Source organism: Pseudomonas sp. TMW22090 (assembly GCF_022496665.1).
Taxonomy (GTDB): domain Bacteria; phylum Pseudomonadota; class Gammaproteobacteria; order Pseudomonadales; family Pseudomonadaceae; genus Aquipseudomonas; species Aquipseudomonas gregormendelii.
The window spans coordinates 1-24,220 of sequence record NZ_SCFH01000004.1 but is presented as its reverse complement, the minus strand read 5'-3'; the positions used below and the strand labels follow the sequence as shown (position 1 = coordinate 24,220).

Below are 24,220 nucleotides of genomic sequence, written 5' to 3'. Positions count from 1 at the left end.
TCACTGGACCCGCCCGCCGGCCGCATTGAGCGAACTCAAGGCCTTGACGTTGGCCAGGTCAGTCAGCTTGACGCCGCCGTAGTTGCGCACGGCGAGGCTGACCTGGCCACTGGCGGTGTTCCAGCTGAAGCGTTGCTGGATGCCGTCCAGGTCACTGACCCGCGCACTGTCGTTCATGCGCAGCAGGCCCCAGCGCCCAGGGTAGTCGAACACGGTGATGCGTTCGCCGGTCAGGGTCACCACGTCCATGCGTGCCCCCGGAGCGGTGGTGGTGCCTGGCCAGGAGAAGCGGCTCCAGCTGGTCTTGCCATTGCGGTAATGCTGCACCTGGCCATCGAGGGTGAAGATGATGTCGGTGAAGTAAGCCGAAGGTTCCAGCATGATTTCAAAGCCGTTCTCGCGGTCCGACAGGCTGGCGATCACCTGGCCCAGGGAGCTGGCCTTGTCGATGCTGTTGACCATGTTCGGGTTGACCAGCGGCGCCGATTTGCTCGTGCTGCTCATGCCCAGGCCTTCACCGCCGGACAGGTTGCCGATTTCGTTGCGCTTGAAGTTCGGCAGCAGGCCGGACTCGGGGTCGACGAAACGCTGCAGATCCTTCACCGACGCTTCGTTGCGACTGCCAGCGGCAATCGGGAAGCGGTGCGCCATGACCTGTTCCCAGGGCTTGGCAATCTGTTGCGCCCAGGCCTTGGCGATCTGCTCGCCGGCCGGGTCGCGCAGGGTCTCCCAGGCGAACTGGATCGGCAGGCTGAACAGCCCTTGCAGCGAACTCGACAAGCCACCCTGGCTGGTATCCACCGTGGTCTCGACGTAGTTGCGCACGCTGGTGACTTCGCTCGGCTGGCCTTCCAGGGTCTCGCTGATCAGCTGCTTGCTGCTTTTACCCACGTCCTGGGAGCGCTGGATGTTGTTCATCCGCACCTTGAGCTTGCGCAGCGCCGCCAGGTAGCGATCCATGATGGTGCTGTCGGCGCCTTCGGCGTTCTGCACCGCGAACACTCGCGATACCGGCTCGAAGCGCTTGGCCAGGCTGCCATCATCCACAGCTGGCAGCGGTGAAATCAGCGCGTTGGGTGAAGTGTCCTGGCCATCGAAAATGCCCGAGACCTTGCCCCAGAAACCGTCATCGCGCTTGATCCCCGGTTGCTCGGTGGTGCGCGGTGCCGGCACGTCCCATTGGGTGTTGTCGTTGACCGCCGCCAGCAGGTTTTTCACCGGCGAATTCTGCACGTCGCTGAGCAGCGACAGTTGCTGGGTGGCGTTGGCCATGTCGGTGAAATGGCGCACGCCGACGCTGTCGACGAAGCCGTACCAGGCCTGGGTGTAGTCACGCTTGTAGCGCGTCATGAACTCGCGGATGAAGTTGGCTTTCTGCACCAGGCTGTCGCCGCCTTCACCGTCGAGGACCCAGTCCGATTCGTTGCGCAGGTTGCCCGACACCAGCTTGATCAGCTCCGGCTTGACGAACTGCTCCCAGCCCTGGCGGGTGAAAATTGCCGGCACGGCCTCGCTGCCGTAGAGCAATTGTCGACCGGGCAAGGGCACCAGGTCGCTCAGGCCCACGGCCGGGAACTGACGGCTGGATTCCAGTTGCAGGCGCAGGTATTCGCGGTCCACCAGGGAGCTGGAGATCATGAATGACTTCAAGCTGTTGCGGGTTTCGCTGATCAACTGTTCGTTGCGCGGCAGGGTAGGCGCCTGGCGGTTTTTCAGCAGCTGGACGTAAACCGGCGCGTTGTCCTGGATCACCTCGGTGCTCACCGGGTTCTGCGCCGTCGCGGTATTGGCCCAGGCAGCCGGGAAAGCAGCCCCGACGAACTCCGGCTCAGGGTGCGAGTCCGGTTGGGTCAGCATCAGGTACAGCTTCAGCGCGTTGTAGGATTCGATGATCGACTCGACCTGACGCTCGTCCAGGCGCCCGAGCATTTCCTCGGACAACGACAGCCCACCGGTCGTCGCCGACAGATCGGCGGCATCGCTGGCGGTGGCCGGGTTGCGCAGGCTGTTTATCGCATCGCCCCGCACCTTGGTTGCAGCCGCTCTGGCGCTGCCGCTCAGGCGACTGCTGACTTCACCCGCACTGCGCGGCACGCTGCTCAGGCGGGTGGGCAGTTTCAAGCCCTGGGACTGCGCCTTGGCTTTGGTGTTGCCGGCCTTGGCCGGTGCGGCTGCGAGGGCGTTTTGCGGGTCCATGGTCCTGGCGAATTCGTTGAATGCGCGCATCTGCAATTGCAACTGCAAGGTCACCGGTTCCAGTGCCTGGGTGCGCAGTTGCTGCAGATAGGCATTTTGCGCGACCTGGTAGATGTCATCGCCACGGTACAGGCCGGCACTCAGTTGCAGCGGCACGCCCTGGGCGCGGTGTTTCTCGATGGCGCTGAGCTGATTGCGCAGCAATTCCAGGCCCTGGCCCGAGGCGAGCAATTGCGCACGGTCCGGGGACTGCTGCAGCTGATTCAACTGATCGCGCAAGGAAGCCAGCCACTGGCGGTTGTTCTGGTACGACAGTGCCTGCCAGCCAATGAACCCCAGCCCGGCCAACAGCGCCACGCCAAGCAGCACAGGGCTCAGGGATTTATTGTGGCCCTGGCGCGACTGGTACAACGTCAGGTCGCGGTCGGGGAAAATGACCCGGCGGAAGGTATCGGTGATGAAGTAGCTGCGGTCGCTGATTTTCCTGCCTTCGCTGTCCGCGTCCTGCCCGGCATGCGGTTGCAGGGCGAACGACTCGGCGAGGTCGTCTTCATACACCTGGCTCAGTTGCTGGTCGGTCTGCAGTGCGCTGGTGAAATACAGGCCGCGCAGCAGCAGGGGCGCGCCGGCGTGACGGTGGTCGGCGAAGTGCTGGAGGAACTGCTCCAGCACCGCTGACAGCTCGGAGAAATAGTTCGGGAAATTCAGCAGCGCGCTGTTGGCATCGGCACCCAGGGCAATCATCTGCGCGTCGACGTGACGGCGGATGTGGCTGTGCAGGTTGGCCAGCTTGGCATCCAGCACCGGACGCAGGCCCTGGTTGCGGATCTCCGACAGGCCGAAGGTCATGCCCAGGGGTTGCTGGCGCTCGTTGAGGTCCAGCCCTTCGAAGGCCTGGCTGAAACCTGGCAGTTGGTCGGTCTTGCTCAGCATCAGATAGATCGGCGGGTTGGCGTCCAGGCAATCGGTGTATTCCTCGATGCGCGAGACCAATTGCGCCGCCAGCGTGTGACGCTCGGCAGCGCTGGATGCCAGTAATTCCGGCAGGCTCACCACCAGTACCAGGCCGTTGACGGCGGCCTTGCTGCGCTGCTTTTTCAGCATGCGCAGGAAGGCGGCGAATTCGCTGGCGGACTGGTCGTCGCGCAGGTAACGCCCGGCCGTGTCGATCAACACCGCTTCGGGGCTGAAGTACCAGTCGCAATGCTGGGTGCCGCTCTGGGTGTCGTTGGCACTGTTGGCAATGCTTGCGGACAGGCCGGAGCGGGTCAGCAGCGAGGTCTTGCCGGCGCCGGACATGCCGATGACCAGGTACCACGGCAGGTCGGACAGCGCCGATGAGCCGCCACCCCCGGCCGAGCGGTCGGTGCGCAGCATCGCGATGGCGTGCTTGAGGCGTTCGCGCAGCACTTGCTGGTCGCGGAATTCGCCCGTGGACTTGAGCGAGCGATCGACTTCAAGCTGCACCAGGTGCTCAAGGTTGTGCTCGGCGCGGATGCGCTGGTATTGGCGCAGCACGATCAGCAACAGATAGAAGGCGCTGATGATCGCCATCGCCTCCAGGGCATAACCGCGCAGCCAGCTCACGTGCGGCGCCACGAACCAGCAAACAGCAAGGCTCGCCAGCCACAAGACTGGAATCACAAACCAAAAACTTTTCAACAAACGCAATAATGTCTTCATGTCTTCCTGACTCGATTACCTGACCTGGATTCAGGCACTGAACAGCTGGCTGATTTGTTCGGACAAAGCGGCGACGTCCTTGGCCAACAGCCAGTCCAGCGTCAGGTAAACCCCGACGCAGACCAGCGCGATCAGGGCCAGGTAGACCCAGACAGGCACTTCGTAGCGCAGCATCTGCGACACCTGGTCAGGCAGGGCCCAATCCGGCGACAGGGCTTTGGGGCTCTTGCGGTAGCGCGCGATGTCCTGGCCCAGGGTGTTGGCCAGGTAGCGCAGCTGGTCTTTCTCGCCGGCGGCGAATTTGCCCTCGAAACCCAGTGCCAGGCACAGGTGATACACCTCGAGCACGTCGAGGTTCTGCTTGACGTCGCTGCGCAGCGAATCGATCTTCTCGAAGAAACCCTGGCCGGCCAGGTGCACGCCGAAATAGCGGAACTGCAACGGCTGCAGCTCGAAGTGGCGACGCAGCGGGTTGTCTTTGTCTTCGGCGCGCAGCACGCTTTCGTCGAGGAATGCGCACAGGGCGTACTGGGTGTCCTTGACTTGTTCAACGCTGTAGTCGGCGCTGCGGGCTTCGCGCTCCAGGGTGGCGAAGAAGGTGTCGACGCTGGCCTCGAAGGCGGTGACCGACGTCACCTGACGGCCCTTGCGCACGATCAGCGCCATGCTGATGAAGTCCTGCACCAGGTCCTTGAGCACCGGTTTGTCGGTGGCGGCTGCCACGGCGCCTTGCATTACGGCTTCAGTCATTTGAGTACCGCCATCAGTTCAAGCTTGAGGTTGGTAAAGGCGCTGGGTGCGTAGAACGAGATGGCCTGGGCGCTCATCATCCGTTCGTACACGCGGCCATGGGGCTCGATGGAGAAATAGTGGTTGTCCAGGCGCACCGGAATCGCATTCGGCAGGCGCGTCGAGTGGTTGAGCGTGACGCCGGGCATGGCGCTGTTGACCACCACTTCGATGTCTTCCGGCGAGCCCACCTTGAACGCCCGCGGCACCAGTTCCAGCAGGCTGGAACCGGGCATGTCGGCGTGCACCGAAATATAGAAATCGGCATCGGCCAGGCGCGGGTCGAGCAACTGCCCCTGCCAGTACGACGGCTTGGTCTGTGTCAGGTTGATCACCACGCACTGGTTCGGCACGACATTGTCGAGCAGCACCCGGATCATCTCGTCGAGCTTGACCAGGGACGCTGCCGGGTCGTGATGGTCGTACTCGGGGATGTCATTGAGCTGGGTGTCCAGGGAAAACGTCAGCAAGCCACCGGCCAGTTCCGCCAGGAACAAGTACAGGCGCTCGGGGTGCAGGCGCGGGTGGGCAAGCAGATGCGCGAGGCCTGGGTGGGCGCGGTTCACCGTGTTGAGCAGCCAGAACAGGGTGACGTCGCTGGAGCCGAACTCGGCGATCTGGTCCGCACGCTCGCGGCGCCGACCGGACAGCGCGGCGCTCTTGGAGTGCAGGGCACCGAGCAAACGTTTGCCCAGGCCGATCAAGGTTTCGTGAGTGCCCACATGCAGCGTCGGGTGGACAAAATGCCCATCGAGGTTGAAGCCGCCGATGTTATTGCGCGACAGCCGGGCGATCGGGCAGTAGCTGTAACCGTCGAGGTTGTCGCCATCGATCAGCATCACCACGTTCAGGCGCAGGCTGGTGATCTCGTTTTCCAGATCACCTTCGTTGAGGTCCGGCAGGGTGTCGAACTGCTTGCGAAAACGCCGCGCGCTTTTCTGTTCCTGGCCGTCCTCGACGTAGTTCATGCCGAAGGGCTCAGGCAGTTTCAGTGCGGCGTAGACCTTGAAGTCGTTGCTCTTGAGCAAGTCCTTGAGGTCCCGGGCGGCGGGCAGCGGGTCGTGCTGCGGCGCGTCGAACAGGCTGCCGTCAGGAAACACCAGCTTGAGCCGCTTGAGCTGCAACGAGCCGGTTGCGAGGGCTTCTTCATCGACCTGGAGCATCTGCACGCCCCAATGGAAGGGCGTGCTGCGCAGCGTCGATTCCGCCAGCTGGTGCTGGTGGAACTCGTCCTGATATTGGAAATGCTGTGGCAAAAGGAACATGCCCTCCGACCACATCACCCGGCTTTGCTTACTCATGAACGCCTTCCAATAGAGAGTTTAATTTTGATTCGGTGGCTTTTTTCGCCGAGCTGGTAGCGGTGTCCTGCGCCTGCTCCAGGGCCGCGTCCTGCAGGCGCTGGGTCATGCTGTCTTCTGCCGGTTGCGCGGCAGCTTGTGCCAGTTGTTCGGCGGTCTTGGGCTTGTTCAACACGTCGACGCCGCCAACGGCACTGACGGTGTTGTTGTCCACCAGCACGCGCAAGCCATCGGACGAAAACCAGATGCCATCCTTGCGCAGGGAGTTGGCGTCAAATGCGACCTTCCAGCGACTGTTCTCGTCCAGGCGGAAAAATGCCGCGACCCCGACGTAGCGCGCCGCCTTGTTCAACGGCCAGCGATCGACCTGCCCCATGCCGGGCAGCAGGGTGATCTCGCGGTTTTCGATCAGGGTGTTGCCAAGGGCTTGTTGCGGGTTGTCCCACAGCGAGTCGGCGTCGGTGGAGGCAAAGCGCTCCAGCGAGCTCAACTGGTACACGCGCAGCACCACCGACAGCGGTTTGCCCGACTCGTCGGGGTTGAGCTGATTGCCGCCGTCAGACGTCAGGATGACCTTTTCGTTATCGCCGAACAGCATGTCGCCGGCCCAGGTGTCGTCGACGCGCTTGCCCACGCGGTCGGTGACGCCGCAGGCGGTCAGCACCATCATCATTGCGGCGGCCGTCAGGCACTTGGCCAATGCCGGCTGCGCCAGTCGCTTCCCTGAGTGTGTGTTATCCATGATGCTCACCTTCAAATGCTCATTCAGCACAGGCTGTAGGCGAAATCGCCGTCGCTGCCCAATTCGATCTTCAAGCTCTGGATCGGCTTGTCCTGCGCCATCCGCTCCAGCACGCGCTGGGCCAGTTCCGGCATCAGCGTTCGCGAGAGAATGTTGTCGATGTTGCGCGCGCCGCTGTCGACTTCGGTGCAGCGCGAGGCTATCGCCTTGACCAGCGCTGCGTCGTAGCTCAGCACCGCCTGATGGTTGCGCTCGAAGCGCTGGCGAATGCGTTCCAGTTTCAGCCCGACGATGCGCTCCAGGATCGCGTCCTGCACCGGGTAGTACGGCACGATGCTCAGGCGCCCGAGGAAAGCCGGCTTGAACACCTGGTTGAGCTCCTCGCGCAGGCCCTCGACGATGTCTTGCGGCGTGGGTTGCTGCTCGGCGTTCAGGCACCACTGCATGATGCGGTCGGTACCGGTGTTGGAGGTGAGGATGATCACGGTGTTGCGGAAGTTGATCTCGCGACCTTCGCCGTCATCCAGCACACCTTTGTCGAACACCTGGAAAAACAGTTCGAGCACGTCCGGGTGGGCTTTTTCCACTTCGTCCAGCAGCACTACGCTGTAAGGCTTGCGCCGCACCGCTTCGGTGAGCACGCCGCCTTCGCCGTAACCGACATAGCCCGGTGGCGAACCCTTGAGGCTCGAGACCGTGTGGGCTTCCTGGTATTCGGACATGTTGATGGTGATCAGGTTGCGCTCGCCGCCGTACAGGGTGTCGGCCAGGGCCAGGGCGGTTTCGGTCTTGCCGACGCCGCTCGGGCCCAGCAGCAGGAACACGCCGATCGGTTTGTTCGGGTCTTCCATGCGGGCCCGGGACACCTTGATGCGCTTGCCGATCTCATGCAGCGCGTGGTCCTGGCCGAGCACGCGCTCGCCCAAGAGTTCAGGCAGGCGCTGCACGGTGTCGATTTCGTCGCGCAGCATTTTGCCCAGGGGAATGCCGGTCCAGCCGGAAATGACTTCGCCGATGGTCCCGCCGTCCACCAGGGCATGCACCAGCGGTTGTTCGCCCTGGACGCTGGTCAGTTCGGCGCGTACGGCGGCAATCTGTCGGGCATCCGGGGCCTGGTTGTCCGGATGGCTGAGCGCGCCCAGTTGCTCCACCAGTTGCAGTTCGCGCTGCCACTGTTGTTCCAGGGCCTCGCGGGTTTGCTGTTCGGTGCCCAGCTCGCTGTGCAGGGTGGCCAGGCGGCGCGAGTGGTCGCTGCCTTTGCCAGCTTCCTGCTCCAGCACATTGATTTCGGCCTGCAGGTTGTCGATCTGGCGCTTGCAGTCTTCCAGTGGCCCCGGCTGCGCGGATTGCCCTAGAGCGACCCGGGCGCAGGCGGTGTCCAGCACACTGACGGCCTTGTCCGGCAGCTGGCGGCCGGTGATGTAGCGGCTGGACAAACGCACGGCTTGCACCAGCGCCTCGTCCATCACCGTGACCTTGTGGTGATCCTGCATCTTGCCCAGCAGGCCGCGCAGCATGTGGATCGCCTTGTCTTCGTCCGGCTCTTCGACCTTGACCACCTGGAAGCGGCGGGCGAGGGCGGCGTCTTTCTCGAAGTACTTTTTGTATTCCGCCCAGGTGGTCGCGGCGATGGTGCGCAGTTCACCGCGGGCCAACGCCGGTTTCAGCAGGTTGGCGGCATCGTTCTGCCCGGCCTGGCCACCGGAACCGATCAGGGTGTGCGCCTCGTCGATGAACAGGATGATCGGGTGCAGGCTGCGCTTGGTTTCTTCAATGACCGACTTGAGGCGGTTTTCGAATTCGCCTTTGACCCCGGCGCCGGCTTGCAGCAAGCCCAGGTCGAGGGTGTGGATGGCGACGTCCTTGAGCACCGACGGCACGTCGCCCTGGACGATGCGCAGCGCCAGGCCTTCTACCACGGCGGTTTTGCCCACGCCGGCTTCACCGGTCAGGATCGGGTTGTTCTGACGGCGGCGGGTCAGGATGTCGACCATCTGCCGCACTTCGAACTCGCGCCCCAGCACCGGATCAATCCGGCCTTCGCGAGCGCTTTGCGTCAGGTTGATGGTGTACTGATCGAGGGCCGGAGTCTTGCCGTTGCCTTTGACTGCACTGCGGGGCGTGACGTCCGCACCGGACAGGGGCTTGGCCTGTTGCGATTCGGCGCTGCCTTCCACCAGTGCGCCGAGGTTGACCCGCAGGTCGTCCGCGTTGATCTTTTCCAGCTCCGGGGCGGAGGCGATCACCACCCGGCGCAGCTCGTTGTCATCCAGCAAAGCCTGCAGCAGGTAGCCGGTGCGAATCTGCGCCTGGCCGAACTCGATGGAGGCCAGCACCCAGGCTTGCTCGATCATGCGCGTGATGTGCGGCGACAGTGCCGGGGTGCGGGTATTGCCCTTCTTGAACGTCCCCAGTGCCGTCATCAACTGCGCCTGCAGGCGGTCGGGCACTACGTCGTAATGGCGCAGGATGGCCGGCAGGTCATTGTCGTTGCTGTCGAGCAACTGCAATAACAGGTGCTCGATCTCGACGTCGTAATGTTGCTCCGACAGGCACAGGGCGGCAGCGCTTTCAGTGGCGGTGCGGCTGGTGTCGTTGAGTTTGGCAAACAGGGACTTCAGGTTCACAGGGAGACCCCATCAAAAGGAATGTGGAAGAGGGCGCAACGGGACGGTGCCACGTCGACACCAGGGCGTTTGAGCCAGCCGAGCCAGCCCAGGGACACGTTGCCCTGGCGACCCAGGCGGGCAACGGGTACCGCTTCGGGTTTGAGCTTGGGCGCGAGCTGGAAGTCCAGTTCGGCGCCCACATAGAACCGCACCAGCTCCACCAGTTTCTGGTAGTCCGCGGTGCCGGGCTGGAAGCGTTGGTAGTCGGCCAGGTCCAGGGGGCCCAGCTCGATGCGCACGCACGACTGGTAGTCCCAGACCCGGTTGCCGGCCACTGCGCTTTGCCCGAGTACGGCGTTCTTGCGCCCCAGCTGCGTGCACTGGCTGGCGTCGAGGTGCAGCCAGCGACCGGCAAACGGCTTGACCTTGAACGGCAGGGAAAAATAGAAGCTGAGCATCGCTTCGAGGTTCATCGCATTGCGCGGTTTCTGCGCGAACAACCCGGAGAAATAGCTGAACAATTCCCGACGCAGCGGTGAGCCCTGTTTGTCGAACTTCTGTTTCTGCGCCTCGGGGCCAAAGCCCACCAGGTTGAGCAGGTAGCGGTCAAAGTCCGAGGTGCCGTTGCGTTCGTACTCGATGTAGAACTTGTATTTCTGCCAGGCCTCGTAGAACAGCGTGGTCATGCGGTGCGAGAAAATATCCAGGAACGCGTGCGCGGCGTCGTCGCGGTACTGGATGTGCCGGTCGATCAGCAACTCGGTGTACGGCCGTGGCAGCACGCCCGAGGGGCCAACCAGGCCCATGAACGTCACTTGCACTTCCGACAGCGGCAGGCCGGCCGCCGACACCTTGCCTTCGCGCTCGAACTGCAGGTCGCTGACTTCACTGGCAGGGAAGTTCAGCGACAGCTGCGAGCGAAAACGCAGAGGGTCTTCGTGCGGTCGAGTGTCCAGGTCCATGCGCCCGGTTCTGCTGTAATGCAGGCGGAGCAAGCGCACCAATTGGAAAAACTCGAATCGGTGCGGCTCAGCCCGTGCCTGGTCGATCAGACCAGGGGTTGATCGCCGGTTCGCGGTGGCCATTGGACGACTCTCTTTTCGCGCTGCAAGGTGCGAAGGGTTAATTGGGTAAAGCTGTTCATGCTGCAGTACTGGCCGAAGAAGTGGTCCAGCACCATGCCGAACAAAAACACGCCGCTGCCGGTGTACTGGCTCTCATCGAAATTGAGGGTGATACCGACGCCGCGCACGAAGTTGGGCCGTGGGTGACCAATGCGCGCCACCACCGGTTCGCTGCTGACCGAGACAATTCCGTTGATCTGTTTGCGGATCGCCGACACGTTGCGGTAGTTGTAGAGCGACAGCAGCTCCAGCAGCACCTCGCGGCCCCGGGAAACCAAGGACATGTGGTTGAGCGACAGGTGCGAAATCAGCCGCCAGATCACCCCGTTGCCCAAGGGCACGCGCGCCGTGGCGGTGGGTTTGCGCAGGCAGCGAATGTCGTTGATCACCGAGTTGCCGGGAATGTTGAAATCGCCGCGTTCGCCACCGAACGGCAACATCAGCGGCAGGTCGCGGTTGCTGCAGGTCAGGCGGATGCTCAAGGTGTCGTTGCTGGAGTTGAGCAGTTCGAGCTCGCGATCCACCACCCGGATGACCATGTTCGAACCGTCCTGCTGGCGGTTCTGCACTGGGCGCCGGCGGGCAATCCAGAAGCTCTGGCCAGGGCCCTGGTCGCCACGGGGTTCGAAGAACGGATGGCAGGTGGCGACCTGGTCGATGCCGCCAACCTTGCGCACCCGCTGCACCCGATCGATCGACACCACTTCGGCCTGGCCTTGCAGGCGCACATCCGGCGTCACCGAATACTCGTGCTGGGCATGGGTCAAATGGATCGGCTCGGCCTGCTGGCGGAACAGGTTGATGATCGGCGTGCAGTTGAGCTTGAAGTTGTTGCGCCCGATGTTCTGGGTCAGGCGCGACAGCCGATCACTGAGGTCGTAATCGGAAAAGTAAAAGTTGATCTCGATCTGTTCAAGATGCTTCCCCGCCAGCAGCCGCGCGAACCCCGACAGGTCGAAGAACATGAACTTGTCCGGGAAGGTGAAGTACTCGTGCAGCAGGCGATAACCGAGGAATGAGCGCTCGGAGTAGTCCACCAGGCCTTCGTCCAGACCGTAGCCAACCGCTTTCAGGGCGTCGGCCGGCAAGGTGATTTCGCGAGTGCGGCCCTGGTCTTCGAAACTCAGGGTGGCCTTGGCCAGGTTGTTGAACAGCAACTCATAGAGCTGCAGCATCAGGGTGCTTTCGCCGTCGAGGAAAAACCGCAGGCGGTCGATCTCCATCTTGCCGAACAGCACATCCGAGGTGGCCCGCAAGCCGATGCGCAGGCGCGCGACCAGGTCGGCGCTGTGGCCGTTGAACGCCGAACGTTCCATCTCGATGAACGATGCCTGATGCACCGCCACCGGCCACAGTTCGACCGGGTAGCAGGTGCGGAATTTGCACACCACGCTGTCAATCGGGTTGGCACTGAGCTCGGTGTGCCGGGGCACGCGGAAGGCTTCGGTGACTTTCTCCTGCTTGCCCAGGTTGAACTCGACGATCGACATCGACGGGGTAGGGCGCAGGTAATGCGGGTACAGCACTTCAAGGAACGACTCGACGATTTCCGGCAGCTCGTCATCGAGTTTTTTGTGCACGCGAGCGGACAGGAACGAGAACGCTTCAATCAGGCGCTCGGTGTGGGGGTCTTCGCAGTTATCGCCCTCGATGAGCAACCGCGAAGCAATCTTGGGGTACTGGCTCGCAAACTCCTGGCCGAGAAAGCGCAGGTGCGACAGTTCCTTTTCGTAATAGGGCAGCAGATCGTCGAGCATCAGTTGAGGTTCTGCACTTTGTATTCCTGGGTATTGACCTGCAGCACCGCGTCAAAGGAAACCTGACGGGTGATGTCCTGCAGGCGCAGTACTGCGTCCACGCGGAAGGTCAGCATGCGTTGGCCGGTTTGTTGCGCGAGCAGTTGCACCTTGACGCTGCGAAACCGTCGATCGCCGACAGTGATCGCCTTCTCCAGCTGGCGCTGGATCAGCAGGCGATCCTGCGGATCCAGCACACTGCGGCTGGTGAAGTCGGGCATGCCGTAGTCAAGGATGGTCCCGCCCAGATTGACGAAACCTTCCAGCTCGTTGGCGACCAGGGACTGGCGCGTGTTCACCAGTACCTCCAGGTCGCGGACGATGCTGGCCTTGTAATCGGCCAGCGAACACAAGCGTTGCGATGAAGCTTCCATGGACTGGTGCGGATGATCGTCGAGCAATCGATCCAGCAGCGATGGCAACAGCCTGTGTTGACTACTCATATTGCCTCCCTGGCAACGATGCAGATCAGCCGCGAGTCGATTGAGGCAATTCGGCAACCAGACGCAGCGATGCGGTCAGTTCGTCCAGCTGGTAGTGCGGACGCAGGTAGGTCACGGCCTTGTACACGCCTGGCTTGCCCGGAACCTCGAACACTTCGGCACGGGCTTCACGCAGCGGGAACTTGGCCTTGGCTTCCTGGCTCGCGGTGTCGTCCAGCAACACGTAGCTCGACAGCCACTTGTTGAGGAACAGCTCGACGTCCTTGCGCGAGGCAAAGCTGCCGATTTTGTCGCGCATGATCGCCTTCATGTAGTGCGCGATACGCGAGGTGGCGAAGATGTACTGCAACTGCGCCGAGAGACGGGCGTTGGCGTTGGCGATATCGGTGTTGTACTGCTTCTGCTTCTGCGCCGACTGGGTGCCGAAAAACGCGGCGTAGTCGGTGCCCTTGCAGTGCACCAGCGGAATGAAACCCAGGTCCGACAGCTCTTTTTCACGACGGTCGGTGATGGCGATTTCGGTGGGGCACTTGAGGGCGATTTCGCCGTCGTCGGTCTTGAACGTGTGAGTTGGCAGGCCTTCGACCAGGCCACCGCCTTCCACGCCACGAATCGCCACACACCAGCCGTAGCGCGAGAACGCGTCGGTGACCCGGGTTCCCAGGGCGTAGGCGGCGTTCATCCACAGGTACTTGTTGTGGTCACGGCCATCGACGCTTTCGACGAAGTTGAATTCTTCCACCGGCGTGGTATCCGGGCCGTACGGCAGGCGACCGAGCACGTGGGGCAGGGTCAGGCCGACATAACGCGAGTCTTCCGAGGCGCGGAACGACTTCCACTTGGCGTATTCGACGGTGTCGAAGATCTTCGCCAGGTCCCGTGGGCCGGACATGTCGGTGAACGAGTCCCAGCCGAACAGCTCAGGCGAGGCCGCCGAGATGAACGGGGCGTGGGCCGCAGCGGCGACGTGGGAGATTTCTTCGAGCAGGTACATGTCTTCGGGGCTGCGGTTGAACTCGTAGTCACCCAGCAACATGCCGAACGGCGCACCACCGAAGGTGCCGTATTCTTCTTCGTAGATCTTCTTGAACAGCGCACTCTGGTCGAATTCCGAGGCGGCCTTGAGGTCGCGCACCAGGTCTTTCTTCGAGGCGTTGAGCAGGTGGATCTTCAGCGTGGTGCTGGTTTCAGTCTGGTCCACCTGATACTTCAGGCCTCGCCACGACGCTTCCAGCTGCTGGAATTCGCGGGCATGCATGATCTCGTTCATCTGCTCGGAGAGCATCGCGTCGATTTCGGCGATGCGCGCATCGAGCACGGCGATCAGGTCCTTGCTCGGCGTCATCTCGCCTTCCAGCACCTGGCCGACCAGTTCACCGATCAGGTCACGGGTGCGGGTACGCTCGGTCTCGGAGCGGGCCACACGGCTTTCCGAAATGATGCTGTCGAGCAGGGAGGATTGCGGGGCGAAGTTTTCCACTTCGACGAGTTCGCTGTCCTGTTGAGTCACGGTTTGCTTGTCGTTCATCTTCAGGCTCCTACTCTTTGCCATCGGTGGCAGGGACGGCAGCTTCACGGCCGAATTCCTTGCCCAGCGTTTTCAACTTTTCGGTGTTCTGCAACACGTCCATCAGCAGCTCTTCGAGCTTGTCGTTGCCGCCCATCTTGTTGCGCAGGTCCGCCAGCTTGTTGCGCACTTCCAGCAGCTTGCGCAGCGGCTCGACCTGCTTGACCACGTTCTGTGGCTCGAAGTCTTCCAGGGCATTGAAGTTGAGCTCGACGCCCAGCTGCGTGCCGTTCTTGGCCAGGGTGTTGTCGACCCGATAAGTCAGGCGCGGCTTGATGCCCTTGAGCACGCCGTTGAAATTGTCACGGTCGATGAAGATGAACTTGCGGTCCTTGAGCTTCGGCAGCGGCTCCAGCGGGTTGCCGGAGAAATCGCCCAGCACACCGACGACAAAGGGCAGCTCTTTCTTTTCCTGAGCGTCACCGATATCCACGTCGTAGGTGATATGGACCCGAGGCGCGCGAACGCGGTCGAGTTTGTGCTGGGTACTTTCCTTCTTCGCCATCGTCATCTCCTGGTGCGAACCAATTCGCTGCAAGTCGTTTGCGTTCGGCTGAACTGTCGGCCGGGCGCGTTACATTCCTTCGATCGTCAGCAGCAGGCGCTGACGGATTTCATCGTTCATCTGCAAAATATTGTCGTGGCCCACCAGCTCCTCGAAGCTGCTGTTGCCGGCAATCTGGGTGCTGCTGCGGATCACCGCTTCGTCGGGCAACTGCGCGCGCACCGGCGAGCTGATGACGCAGAAGGGCAGGTCACCGAAGTCTTTAAGGCGTTCGAAACTCACGGGAAAGCGCAGGCCATCGAGCAGTCGGCTCAAGCCTGGGGATTTGCTCAGGCAGTAGAACAGCACCAGGTAGTGCACGACGAAGCGATACAGCTCGGCGCTGCTGCGATTGGGGTCTTTGATCACGGTGCGAAAACGCGCCAGTTCGAACGAACTGAAGCCGATCACCCAGCGCACCGGGCTGGTAATGCGAATGACCTGACCGCTCTGGGACAGCACCTTGTCGTATTCCAGCGGGAACAGTTCCGGCGTGGTGCTGATCAGGTTCAGGGGCACTTCGAGTTCGTTGACCAGCTGGAACGGCGCGGCCGAACCGATGCGGTCGTACAGTTCCTTGAGCTCTTTGAAATGGTGCTGGGTCTCACGCCCGCTGCTGCGCTGCGCGCCTTGCAGGTACTCACCGAAAAACGACTGCGGACGGATCAGCAAGGCCAGAGTCGACAGGTAATCCGAAGCCTGAACCTTGAGCGCATCGGAAATGGCCCGGGTCTGGCTGCGCAATTTGATCAGTGCTTCAACGTCAAACGTCTGAGTCATTGGTACATCGTCCTTGAACACTTCGCTGTGGCCCGCCGTACATCGACAGGCTGGTGCGAAGAGCTACTAATTTCTCGAATGAACACCTGTTCGCAAAGTGCGGTCCGTGATGTCAGCCATCATGGATTCGCCCTGCCAGGAATAAAGTGTCTTTGAATACTGGCCTTTCAATGTCTAGTGGCCAGCAACGTGGTGTATGGCAACGCTTCACATACAAAAGTTCACGAGGGAGCGGATTTTTTCTCGTTTTTGATACACACCGCAATGATGTCTGGTGGCCATTAGTCCGGGGTTTCTTCTTACAGTAAGGTCTGAAACCCAGCAGGCTCAATGGTTTGCGGGGTGGGGTGGATCCAATTTTTAATTGTAATTAATTTCGAAAAAGGTGAAGCGGTTCACCTAATTTGGATAATCCCAGTCGTTCGGTGGGATTTTTAGTTTGAAGAATGGCCGTTGAAAGTGATGGCTATATCGAGTAATTGCACTAAAAAACATTATTTCACAATCTGTTACTGGCGATGACCACCTACGTAAATGAAGTAAAGCTCGGTCAGCCGCGCTTTATTTGTCAAAGGCAGCAACCCTGACGGTGCCGTTGAGCAGATTGATCGTAACCGCTCAATGATCCCCACATTCATCGCGGCCAGATGATCCCGGGTGCTGTGCTACCGATGCCCTCCGGAGCCAGCAGCTCATGATGCGAACCGACGCTAAAGTCGAAAAAGTTTATCTCTACCCCAGGCCAGTGGTCTTCCGAAAAGCCCTTGATGGCGTCCCGGTAACACGTCATCAGGCTTGAGCGGCCTGCACGTAGTGATCATCGAAAATCAGGGACCCGACTGCTTGCGACAGGAAGCGACCCACTTGAACAATCTGCTCAACCACCAACGACTGCGCGCTTCGCGAATTTCGTCGATTTGCATGAAGGTGTAGGGGATGGGCATTGTTTTTTCTTGGATGCGGAGGTTGCGCAGGCCTCTGATTATGTGGCGTGCGTAGAATAATATTGTGACGGAAACAGCTAGCATCCCAAACAGGACAACCATACCGGTAGTGAGGAAGCCGGCTGTTTTAGTAAAAATACTTGCCGCCAAGGTGGTTGCGCCGGCCACCAAAAGAGGGCTATATGCGGCCGATGTTTTTTGCTTGTTTTGCGGGCGTGGCTGGACCTTGATTCCATCATATTCGAATGGATGAAATGACGATTTGCCATTTGCCAGGACCAAATACGTCAATGTCACGATTCCTATTGGAACAGGCCACATCATAAGGGCAGCAATACTTGTCTTACCCCAGAACCTGGCAGCAACCAAATAGGCCGAGGTGGAGGCGAACAAACAGAAGACGCTTACGACCGTAATTAGTATCGAAGTCATATACAGAGTAAATTTTTCGCACGCATAGACAAGATACAAGGTCCACATAAATGCAGATAAAGACACCACGAAATAAACAGGCCAAAAATACTTAAACCCAGAAGGACCAAAGGCGAACAATAAAACAAAAAAACCGAATAAAAACCACGTAAATTTTTTGAGCTTATCTGAGTCAATCATTATGGTTTCTCGATCTTTAACGCGTTGCCAATCACATTATCTACCCCGAATTTAACCATGGCCCGCTGCACTGCCAAACCTGCAACGAATCCAACGGCGACTACCACCATTGATCAGTAGCTGACGCCATTCCAGTTACCGGCGATTACTGTCCCGTTTTTGGGGTAAGTGATTTTGTTGCCTAAAGCCAGAATCAACAAATACGCCGTTTGGCTGCACAGGGATTTGTTTATTTGTTGGGCCAGATAGCTTTGATAATAAGCTTGTTCACCGGGGCGACCTTCGTACCCCGACAGCGTCAATTTATAATGGACGGTTCGATCTGCGTACGTGATGTTGTCGATGCGTGTGGCTAAGTCGAGCATGATCGGTAACTGTTGCTGCTGCTGATTAACAACCTCGGCGAGTATTTTTTCCGCATCCTCTGCGTACAGTGGCGTCGTGAAAATCATTGCAGCGATGAAGGCCAAAGGGCCATGGCGGAAACAGGATTGCTTCAAACTGATCTCTCCCTGATGTGTGGTTGCGGCTGCAAAATTGACAGCCGCACATGCTGATTGATCTTCCTTGGTGACGCGTTCGCGCTGTTGTCAGTCAGGCTCCAAGCCGCTGTTCTTCTTCTCTTCCATCTGCGCCTTGAGTCGACGCAGCGTCGGTGATTCTCCGCCAGTCAGTTCGATTTTGAACTCGGCGAAGGCATGCTCGAGATCGGCGTATTGCTGCAAGCCTTCTTCCGTGAACAGGTAACGTCCGGGGATGTCCCTCCACTCCATTGGAGCCTGAATCTGGCCACGTTCCGCCAGGATCAGCAACGGTTCCAGCTCCACGGCCAGTTTTGCGGCGGCAGGGTCTTTTGCTTTCAGCGCGTCAATGGCTGCCCGTAGCTTCAGTGCTTTTTCTTTCAGGTTTTCGATTTTCATACAGAGTTCTAGTTGGGTGTCATCCCAATTAACGTATACAATTTCCACTCGTTTTGAGGCTTGCCAGCGCTGGTTATGTGTCGGCTCCAAAAGTCTGCGGCTCCGGTTTAAGGTTTGCTCATCTTTTCTTCTAAAAGCTTGTACGCATCCCACTCTCGGCCGCCTATTAACTCAAAATGGAAGTTTGTGTAAGCCTTTTTAAGATCGCTATACTCACTAAGATTGCTCTCATCGAACAGTTTTTGGTCAAGTATTTCTCGGGGTTCCACATTCTCTGATATATTGCCTTGCTCTGCTGCTGTTAGTAGTGGGTTTATCTGTCGATATAGCAGGGCCGCTGCGGCATCTTTATCTTTGAGAGACTCCAGCTTTTCACGCAGTATACGTGCAGCAGTTTTTAACTCGCCAATATCCATGTTTATGTCCCATGGTTGTCAATTGTGCTGGGTAAAATTATAGTATTGCGTGTCGAGTCATTCGAACGGAGTCTAAGGCTTCATCGTAAGTATGAGTCAATAGTTCGCTCGAGCAGGTCTAAGCGGTAACGCATAAATTATGTAATTTTGAAAGCAACATATCGAGTTCATTATTTTCCTTTATCATGGGTTGGCCGTTGAAATAAAGAACTAAATCGTTAATGGATCCCATGCCACCAAACAGTGTGATTATTTTAGATAAAGTGTGCGCCGCATCTCTCTGTAATTCAGAGTTGTATTGTTCTATTCGCTTGGCCCATTCTAGTTTTTCGCCTTTACGCAGTAGTTCGGCAATGCGTGTCATTGTTGCACTAATTTCGCTTATGTTCTTCATTTTAGAGGACTCGATCCCATTATTTCAACGCCTTCAATTGTCCAAGGCTTAATTACTACGATTTGTTCCGTTCCGCCAACGTAAAAACCACCCTGAGAGCTAACCTCTCCAATGTAAACCTCTGTTCCGGCTGGTATTTTAACTTCAAACGCTGTATCGATCGGTGACTTGCCACCTCCAGGCCACTCTGGAAGGACGGCTTTGTCAATTCGCGTTTGTAATACTCCGGATGGAGCCTCCTGACCAAAAAATTGTCCCAACGGCTGACCTTCTACGCCAGCTCTTTTTAGTACTGTATCGTTTTCGAGGATTACCGCGTTGTATCTGCCTCCAGTAAATGTCTCTGCAAGCCTTGGATCCAGAGGGCCCGGTGCGACGGCAGAGTATGTGCCCGTGATTTCGCCGAGTTTGTGACGTGGTAGTGTTTCAGTTTTCGGTGCATTCGAGGGCTTGTTTGGGGCAGCTTCAGATACTGGTTCATTGGCCTTTTGCAAAGGCGCCGGTTCCTTCAAGTGCAACTCAGGCTGAGCGAGCAATTTCTGTTCGTTGCGAGCCAACCAACCAGCCAATTGCTTGTTCGATATCTCGGCCTGCAGCTTCGCGCTGCGTGTTGCGATGCTTTCCATGCTGCCCACGACGCCCGCTTTCACCTGGCCGCGTGTCAGGTAGGTGACGATGGCGGTCAGTAGCAGCAACACCAGTTGCTCCTGGCCCCGGGCCAGTTGTCGCGCTGCGCGTTCGGTGCGTTCCTGGACCAACGACGCAGAGCCGCCGCTGGGGTCCAGGCCCGCGGGCTTCACGCCTTCTTCGGCGTGCCATGCAGTGGCAATGCCTTCCTGCAACGTGGAGAGGCAGGCGGGCAGTCCGTCGTAGAAGTATTCAGCAATGGCCGACAAGCCTAGGCCCATAAGAATCAGGTTGCCGACTTGTAATCCAATTCCGCCACCCGCTATGGCTCCAGGGCCGGCGCCAATCCCGAACGCAAAGGCACCCGCCGCACCGCCGGCGATAGTGCCGACCGCAACGCTGCCACCCAGAATCATCGACACTTCTTTGACCAGTTGCAGCAGCACAGGAAGGATCTGCTCGATTGCGATCGAGGCCCATTTGCGCTTGAGGTCCATCTGGATGATCGGGTAGGAGAGGGCAAATGCCCGGTTCACCGCATCGATGCGGTGGCCGCCCATGTAGCCATAGGCCTGGCTCGCGCCGTTGCCGACGCGTCGGGTGAAACCGTTCCAGTTGTCGTGAGCGCTCTGCAAGCCCTCGTTGACGCCCTGGTTCAGTTCGCTGAATTTCTGATCGAGGTTGCGTTCGACGTCGGCCCAGCTGGGCACATTCGCTAAAAGATCCATTTACACATCACTGTCCTTGGGTGGGAGAAGCTTCCCTGTCGCCACGTTGAAGTGCCGGATATCGACTTTATGTCAGGGTCAAAGTGCTGGCCATTAGCCGCACTCTAGACTGCAATACGTGTCATTAAATTCAATGTGGATCCCATTTTTATTATTCACGTTACGCTCGGCAATGATGTCAATGAGGCACCACTGCAGATTGTGTGTCGCGCAAATGTTCTTTGCGCCTTGATATACAGGCATTTCTTGCGTGTCAGATGGCCGGGTAAATAATTTTCAAACTTTCCCGCTGGATGCGCAGGTGCCTGAAGAACACCGGCAATTTCCGTTTCCGGGTTGACACAATGTGGGGTGAAGGTGTTTCCTTTGCCGCTTTCGAAACACCCTATTACTGCTTGGATTGTGATCGTCTTCTCAATTTTTGCAGGGGTAGTGGCACTTTCGCACTGCATTGCGGTCGCAGTACCAGACTTGCAGCCGGTGGGTAAATAGCTCAAGTGTTTCAGATTTATGGCGGGAAAGGTTTGTAGGCAGTTTCATACAAAGTTTCACGTATTCAGGTCCGCAAGTTCATGGACAGCGGGTTGTTAACCCATCCGAGAAGTGCGATCGGGTTTCGTCCCTCTGTCAGATTCGTTATGCGCAGTGGCAGGCGAGGGCGGTAGCGTTCTTCACTGCTTTCAAGGAGATACATATGTTGATGGACCTTGCCTCAATGCTTTCCCCGCAAAATCGGCGCCTGTTCAAATTCAAGAATTTTGCCAATCCCGACCAGCAGTTACTGCTTGAGTCCTTCAAGGGGACTGAAGGTCTGTCGCGTGCCTACAACTTCGAGTTGATGTTGGTGTGCGAGGATTCCGAGGTCGAGCTCAAGTCGATGATGGGCCAGCACGTGTTGCTGGAGATCGAACTGGCTGAAGCCGGGCCGCGATACCTGGCAGGTTACCTGACACGCTTCGCCAGCCTCGGCAGCGACGGCGGCATGGCTCGCTACACCGCGACGCTGAACCCCTGGTTCTCGATGCTGAAAAACCGTTTCGACACCCGCATCTTCCAGGGCTGCACCGTCGAAGAAGTCGTGACCCAGGTGTTCGCGTTATGCCCCGCGTTTTCCCTGCACGAATTCCGCCTGAGCAAGCCGCTCAAAAAGTACACCTACATCACCCAATACCGCGAAACCGATTTCAACTTCGTCCAGCGCCTGTTGGAAGAAGAGGGGATGTTCTACTACTTCGAGCACACTGCCGAAGGCCACACCATGATCATCTGCGACGACTCCAGTACGCTGCTGCCGTTGCCCGAACAACCCCAAATCCGCTTTCACACCGCCTCGGTGACCGAGACAGCTGACGCCATTACCCAATGGAGTGGCAATCGCCAATTGCAGTCCGGGAAAATCGCCGTCCAGACCTTCGATTATCGCCAGCCGACCAACCGTCTGCCGGTCGCCATGAAGAGCCTGAACAAGCAGGGCGACGTCGACGATTTCGAGATCTATGACTTCCCCGGCCAGTACACCCACGGCACCTATGACGAAGGTGAAGCGCTGCTGCGGCTTCGCGTTGAAGCGCTCGAACTCAAGGGCAAGAGTTTTCATGGCGCCAGTAATTGCCGCGCCATGAAACCCGGCTACACCTTCGAACTGCTGCAGCATTACGACCATGATCAGGGCTCGCCCGACGATCGCCAGTTCCTGTTGATGAGCGTCGAAAGCGAAGGCCACAACAACTACCTCAACGGCCATCAGGCGAGTTACTACAACACCTTCTCCTGCGTGCGCAAAAAGATCGTCTTCCGCCCGCAACTCACCACCCCGCGCCCAACCATCTCCGGCCCGCAAACAGCCATCGTCGTCGGCCCGCCGGGTGAAGAAATCTTCACCGATGAACTCGGTCGCGTGAAGGTGCAGTTCCACTGGGACCGCAAGGGCGAGCACAACGACAAGAGTTCGTGCTGGGTACGCGTCGCCCAATCCGGCGCCAGCGGTGGCTTCGGCAGCATCCTCATTCCCCGTGTTGGCGATGAAGTGGTGGTGGTGTTCCTCGACGGCAATCCTGATCGGCCGTTGATCATGGGCAGTTTGTACAACAGCAAGAACACGCCGCCCTGGTCGTTGCCGGCGAACAAGACGCAGAGCGGGTTTTTGACGCGGTCGATGAAAGGCGACGGCGGCACGGCGAACTTCTTTCGCTTTGAAGACAAGGCCGGCGCCGAGCAGGTCATCATGCACGCCGAGCGCAACATGGACACCGAGATCGAGGTCGACGAGACCCACAGCGTCGGCAGCAATCGCACGATTACGGTGGGTGGCACGCACACCGAAACGATCAAGAAAGACACGGTGATGAATGTCCAGGAAGGCTCGCTGACGATTCAGGTCGATAACCAGTTCATTCAGGTGAGTGCCAAGGAGCACATTATTTTGCAGGTCGGAGAAAGCAGCATCACGCTGACTCCGGCCGGCATTGAGATCAGAGGCAAGACGATCACCACTACCAGCACGGACACCACCCAAATCACCGGCTCCGAGGTTCGGATCAATGACTAGGGAATCGTGCCAATGACCAGAACCAGCCTCTATGACCGAATTTCCGCCAAGCGCATTGCGCTCGAGGAAGCGGCTCGTCTTGAACAGCAGAATGCACCGATCGTCGAAGCAGAGGCCGAGGCAGAACCTGTACCTGTGGTTGCCCTGCAAGACGCGCCTAGCAGCTTCAACTTCGGCGGGTTCAATCTGGCATTTCCATCGGGTTTCAACTTCCGCGATATTCAGACAACCATCGAGCACGAAGGCGAGCCAATCATCCTGACGATCAATCGTCGCGATGTGGCGCAGGGCCAAAATCTTGAAAATCTTTTTGACGGCTCCGTGCAGTCATTCCACACGATTTATCCGGGGCTGCGCATCATCCGTCAGCGCGAGTACAGCCTGGCAGGTAATGCCGCCAAGTGCGTGGATTTTCACTTCAAGACCGGTCACGCCGAACGCCACGGACGTCTGGTGGGCGCCATCGTTCCTGTCGCCGGACGTGACGAAGTGCAATGGCTGAATATTTCGTGCGTGATTGATCCGACCAAGCCTGCGCTGAGTCTATGGCTGGTGGATTTCGACAGCATGCTTGAAGGCCTCACGGCCCGCTGATACCTAATTTTTTCGATTTCAGGAATTTACATCACATGGATTATGAATTGCAGGAAGGCAGCATCGCGTTGCCGCAGGGTTTTCAGGACCGCACGGTAAACATGTTTGTGCTGGGGGCGAGCATTCCTGCACCGCTGAGTATCACCATCTCCAGGGACATGCTCCTGCCGGCCGAGGTGCTCAAGGCCTACGTAGACCGCCAGGTAAAAATGCTCGCATCGAAACTGCGTGGCTACACCTTGCTGGGCAAAAAAGCGGTGGAGCTTTCCAGCACTGCGCCGATTGAAGGCATCCAGATCGATGCGTATTACATGACCGATGGTCGTCCGTTCTATCAGCGGCAGGCGGCATTCCTGATCGAGCCGGGCCGCGCAATCATTTTCTCCACCACGGCGCAGGCTGACTTCAGCAGTGAGCAGAATCAGAACTGGGCCGACCTGCTGGCCAGCTTCCAGCCTCGCCAGCCCGGCGCTACCAAGACCGACTCCAGCGAGCAGGAGTAACGGTCATGTTCGAAGCCGCAAGGTTTGGCGATGAAATAAGCCACACCAGTGCCCTGGGCGGGTTCCTGATTGGGGCCGCGCTCGGGATTGCATTGATTGCCACGGTCGCTATCGCGACGTTCACCTGTGGGTTTGGTGTGGCGCTTTTGGCGGGTCTGGCCGCAGGCGTCGGAGGTAGCCTGCTGACCTCTTTGGGAGAGAAAATAGGCAGTAGTTTTTCCTCGCCCTCCGGGACCATCGTCATTGCGTCGGACAACGTATTTGTTAACAGTCGCAAGGCTGCCCATGTCGAAAAAAGCATTGGCGCCTGCGACAAGCATCCAGGTCCGGTGCAGGTCGCAGAGGGTTCGACCAACGTTT

Annotated in this window: 21 protein-coding genes; 4 read left to right on the top strand and 17 right to left on the bottom strand. The window is 58.9% G+C overall.

All coding sequences use genetic code 11. The features are described from left to right. The 17 genes from EQV97_RS12525 to EQV97_RS12445 form a co-directional block, all read right to left on the bottom strand. Positions 1 to 3,879 (bottom strand): type VI secretion protein IcmF/TssM N-terminal domain-containing protein, encoded by a 3,879-nt coding sequence (locus tag EQV97_RS12525; RefSeq protein WP_240889012.1) that lies wholly within the window; start codon positions 3,877 to 3,879, stop codon positions 1 to 3. A gap of 30 nt (positions 3,880 to 3,909) precedes the next feature. Next, positions 3,910 to 4,629: a type IVB secretion system protein IcmH/DotU gene (icmH, locus tag EQV97_RS12520; RefSeq protein ID WP_205893323.1), complete on the bottom strand. Its 720-nt coding sequence runs from the start codon at positions 4,627 to 4,629 to the stop codon at positions 3,910 to 3,912. Then, the gene (gene tssK / locus EQV97_RS12515; protein ID WP_122839491.1) at positions 4,626 to 5,969 is read right to left on the bottom strand and encodes a type VI secretion system baseplate subunit TssK; all 1,344 of its coding nucleotides are present in this window, start codon (positions 5,967 to 5,969) and stop codon (positions 4,626 to 4,628) included. Before tssK ends, icmH begins: the two co-directional genes overlap by 4 nt. Then, a complete protein-coding gene (gene tssJ / locus EQV97_RS12510; RefSeq protein ID WP_205893322.1) occupies positions 5,962 to 6,711 on the bottom strand; it encodes a type VI secretion system lipoprotein TssJ in 750 nt (249 codons plus the stop codon). Before tssJ ends, tssK begins: the two co-directional genes overlap by 8 nt. A gap of 23 nt (positions 6,712 to 6,734) precedes the next feature. Next, positions 6,735 to 9,338 carry a type VI secretion system ATPase TssH gene (gene tssH / locus EQV97_RS12505; protein WP_240889011.1) on the bottom strand — a complete coding sequence of 868 codons (2,604 nt, stop codon included), beginning with the start codon at positions 9,336 to 9,338 and terminating at the stop codon, positions 6,735 to 6,737. Beyond that, positions 9,335 to 10,405, bottom strand: a complete 1,071-nt coding sequence (gene tssG, locus EQV97_RS12500; protein ID WP_122839493.1) for a type VI secretion system baseplate subunit TssG — start codon at positions 10,403 to 10,405, stop codon at positions 9,335 to 9,337. The genes tssH and tssG overlap by 4 nt, the downstream gene beginning before the upstream one ends. After that, positions 10,369 to 12,201 (bottom strand): type VI secretion system baseplate subunit TssF, encoded by a 1,833-nt coding sequence (gene tssF, locus EQV97_RS12495; RefSeq protein WP_240889010.1) that lies wholly within the window; start codon positions 12,199 to 12,201, stop codon positions 10,369 to 10,371. Before tssF ends, tssG begins: the two co-directional genes overlap by 37 nt. Continuing rightward, positions 12,201 to 12,683, bottom strand: a complete 483-nt coding sequence (gene tssE, locus EQV97_RS12490) for a type VI secretion system baseplate subunit TssE (protein WP_205893318.1) — start codon at positions 12,681 to 12,683, stop codon at positions 12,201 to 12,203. The genes tssF and tssE overlap by 1 nt, the downstream gene beginning before the upstream one ends. A gap of 25 nt (positions 12,684 to 12,708) precedes the next feature. Continuing rightward, complete coding sequence (gene tssC / locus EQV97_RS12485) at positions 12,709 to 14,211, bottom strand: type VI secretion system contractile sheath large subunit (RefSeq protein ID WP_122839496.1); 1,503 nt, start codon at positions 14,209 to 14,211, stop codon at positions 12,709 to 12,711. A gap of 10 nt (positions 14,212 to 14,221) precedes the next feature. Continuing rightward, positions 14,222 to 14,755, bottom strand: a complete 534-nt coding sequence (tssB, locus tag EQV97_RS12480; RefSeq protein ID WP_122839497.1) for a type VI secretion system contractile sheath small subunit — start codon at positions 14,753 to 14,755, stop codon at positions 14,222 to 14,224. A 69-nt stretch (positions 14,756 to 14,824) separates the two neighbouring features. Further along, entirely contained in the window at positions 14,825 to 15,574 is a 750-nt protein-coding gene (locus tag EQV97_RS12475) for a hypothetical protein (RefSeq protein ID WP_122839498.1), read from the bottom strand. A gap of 827 nt (positions 15,575 to 16,401) precedes the next feature. Beyond that, positions 16,402 to 17,130, bottom strand: coding sequence for a hypothetical protein (locus EQV97_RS12470; RefSeq protein WP_240889009.1), 729 nt, complete (start codon positions 17,128 to 17,130; stop codon positions 16,402 to 16,404). A gap of 113 nt (positions 17,131 to 17,243) precedes the next feature. After that, entirely contained in the window at positions 17,244 to 17,630 is a 387-nt protein-coding gene (locus EQV97_RS12465; RefSeq protein WP_240889008.1) for a hypothetical protein, read from the bottom strand. 90 nt (positions 17,631 to 17,720) lie between these two features. Beyond that, a complete protein-coding gene (locus EQV97_RS12460; protein ID WP_122839501.1) occupies positions 17,721 to 18,050 on the bottom strand; it encodes a hypothetical protein in 330 nt (109 codons plus the stop codon). A gap of 107 nt (positions 18,051 to 18,157) precedes the next feature. Then, entirely contained in the window at positions 18,158 to 18,466 is a 309-nt protein-coding gene (locus EQV97_RS12455) for a hypothetical protein (RefSeq protein ID WP_122839502.1), read from the bottom strand. 118 nt (positions 18,467 to 18,584) lie between these two features. After that, positions 18,585 to 18,860: a hypothetical protein gene (locus tag EQV97_RS12450; RefSeq protein WP_122839503.1), complete on the bottom strand. Its 276-nt coding sequence runs from the start codon at positions 18,858 to 18,860 to the stop codon at positions 18,585 to 18,587. Further along, entirely contained in the window at positions 18,857 to 20,215 is a 1,359-nt protein-coding gene (locus EQV97_RS12445; RefSeq protein WP_122839504.1) for a DUF6861 domain-containing protein, read from the bottom strand. Before EQV97_RS12445 ends, EQV97_RS12450 begins: the two co-directional genes overlap by 4 nt. Positions 20,216 to 20,909: 694 nt before the next feature. Between EQV97_RS12445 and tssI the strand changes: the two genes are divergently transcribed. The 4 genes from tssI to EQV97_RS12425 all read left to right on the top strand — a co-directional run. Then, the gene (gene tssI / locus EQV97_RS12440) at positions 20,910 to 22,763 is read left to right on the top strand and encodes a type VI secretion system tip protein TssI/VgrG (protein WP_122839505.1); all 1,854 of its coding nucleotides are present in this window, start codon (positions 20,910 to 20,912) and stop codon (positions 22,761 to 22,763) included. A gap of 12 nt (positions 22,764 to 22,775) precedes the next feature. Further along, positions 22,776 to 23,357, top strand: coding sequence for a hypothetical protein (locus EQV97_RS12435; protein ID WP_240889007.1), 582 nt, complete (start codon positions 22,776 to 22,778; stop codon positions 23,355 to 23,357). 35 nt (positions 23,358 to 23,392) lie between these two features. Then, positions 23,393 to 23,860 (top strand): DUF1795 domain-containing protein, encoded by a 468-nt coding sequence (locus EQV97_RS12430; RefSeq protein WP_205893312.1) that lies wholly within the window; start codon positions 23,393 to 23,395, stop codon positions 23,858 to 23,860. 5 nt (positions 23,861 to 23,865) lie between these two features. Beyond that, the coding region (locus EQV97_RS12425; RefSeq protein ID WP_240889006.1) for a hypothetical protein at positions 23,866 to 24,220 on the top strand (355 nt) is incomplete at its 3' end.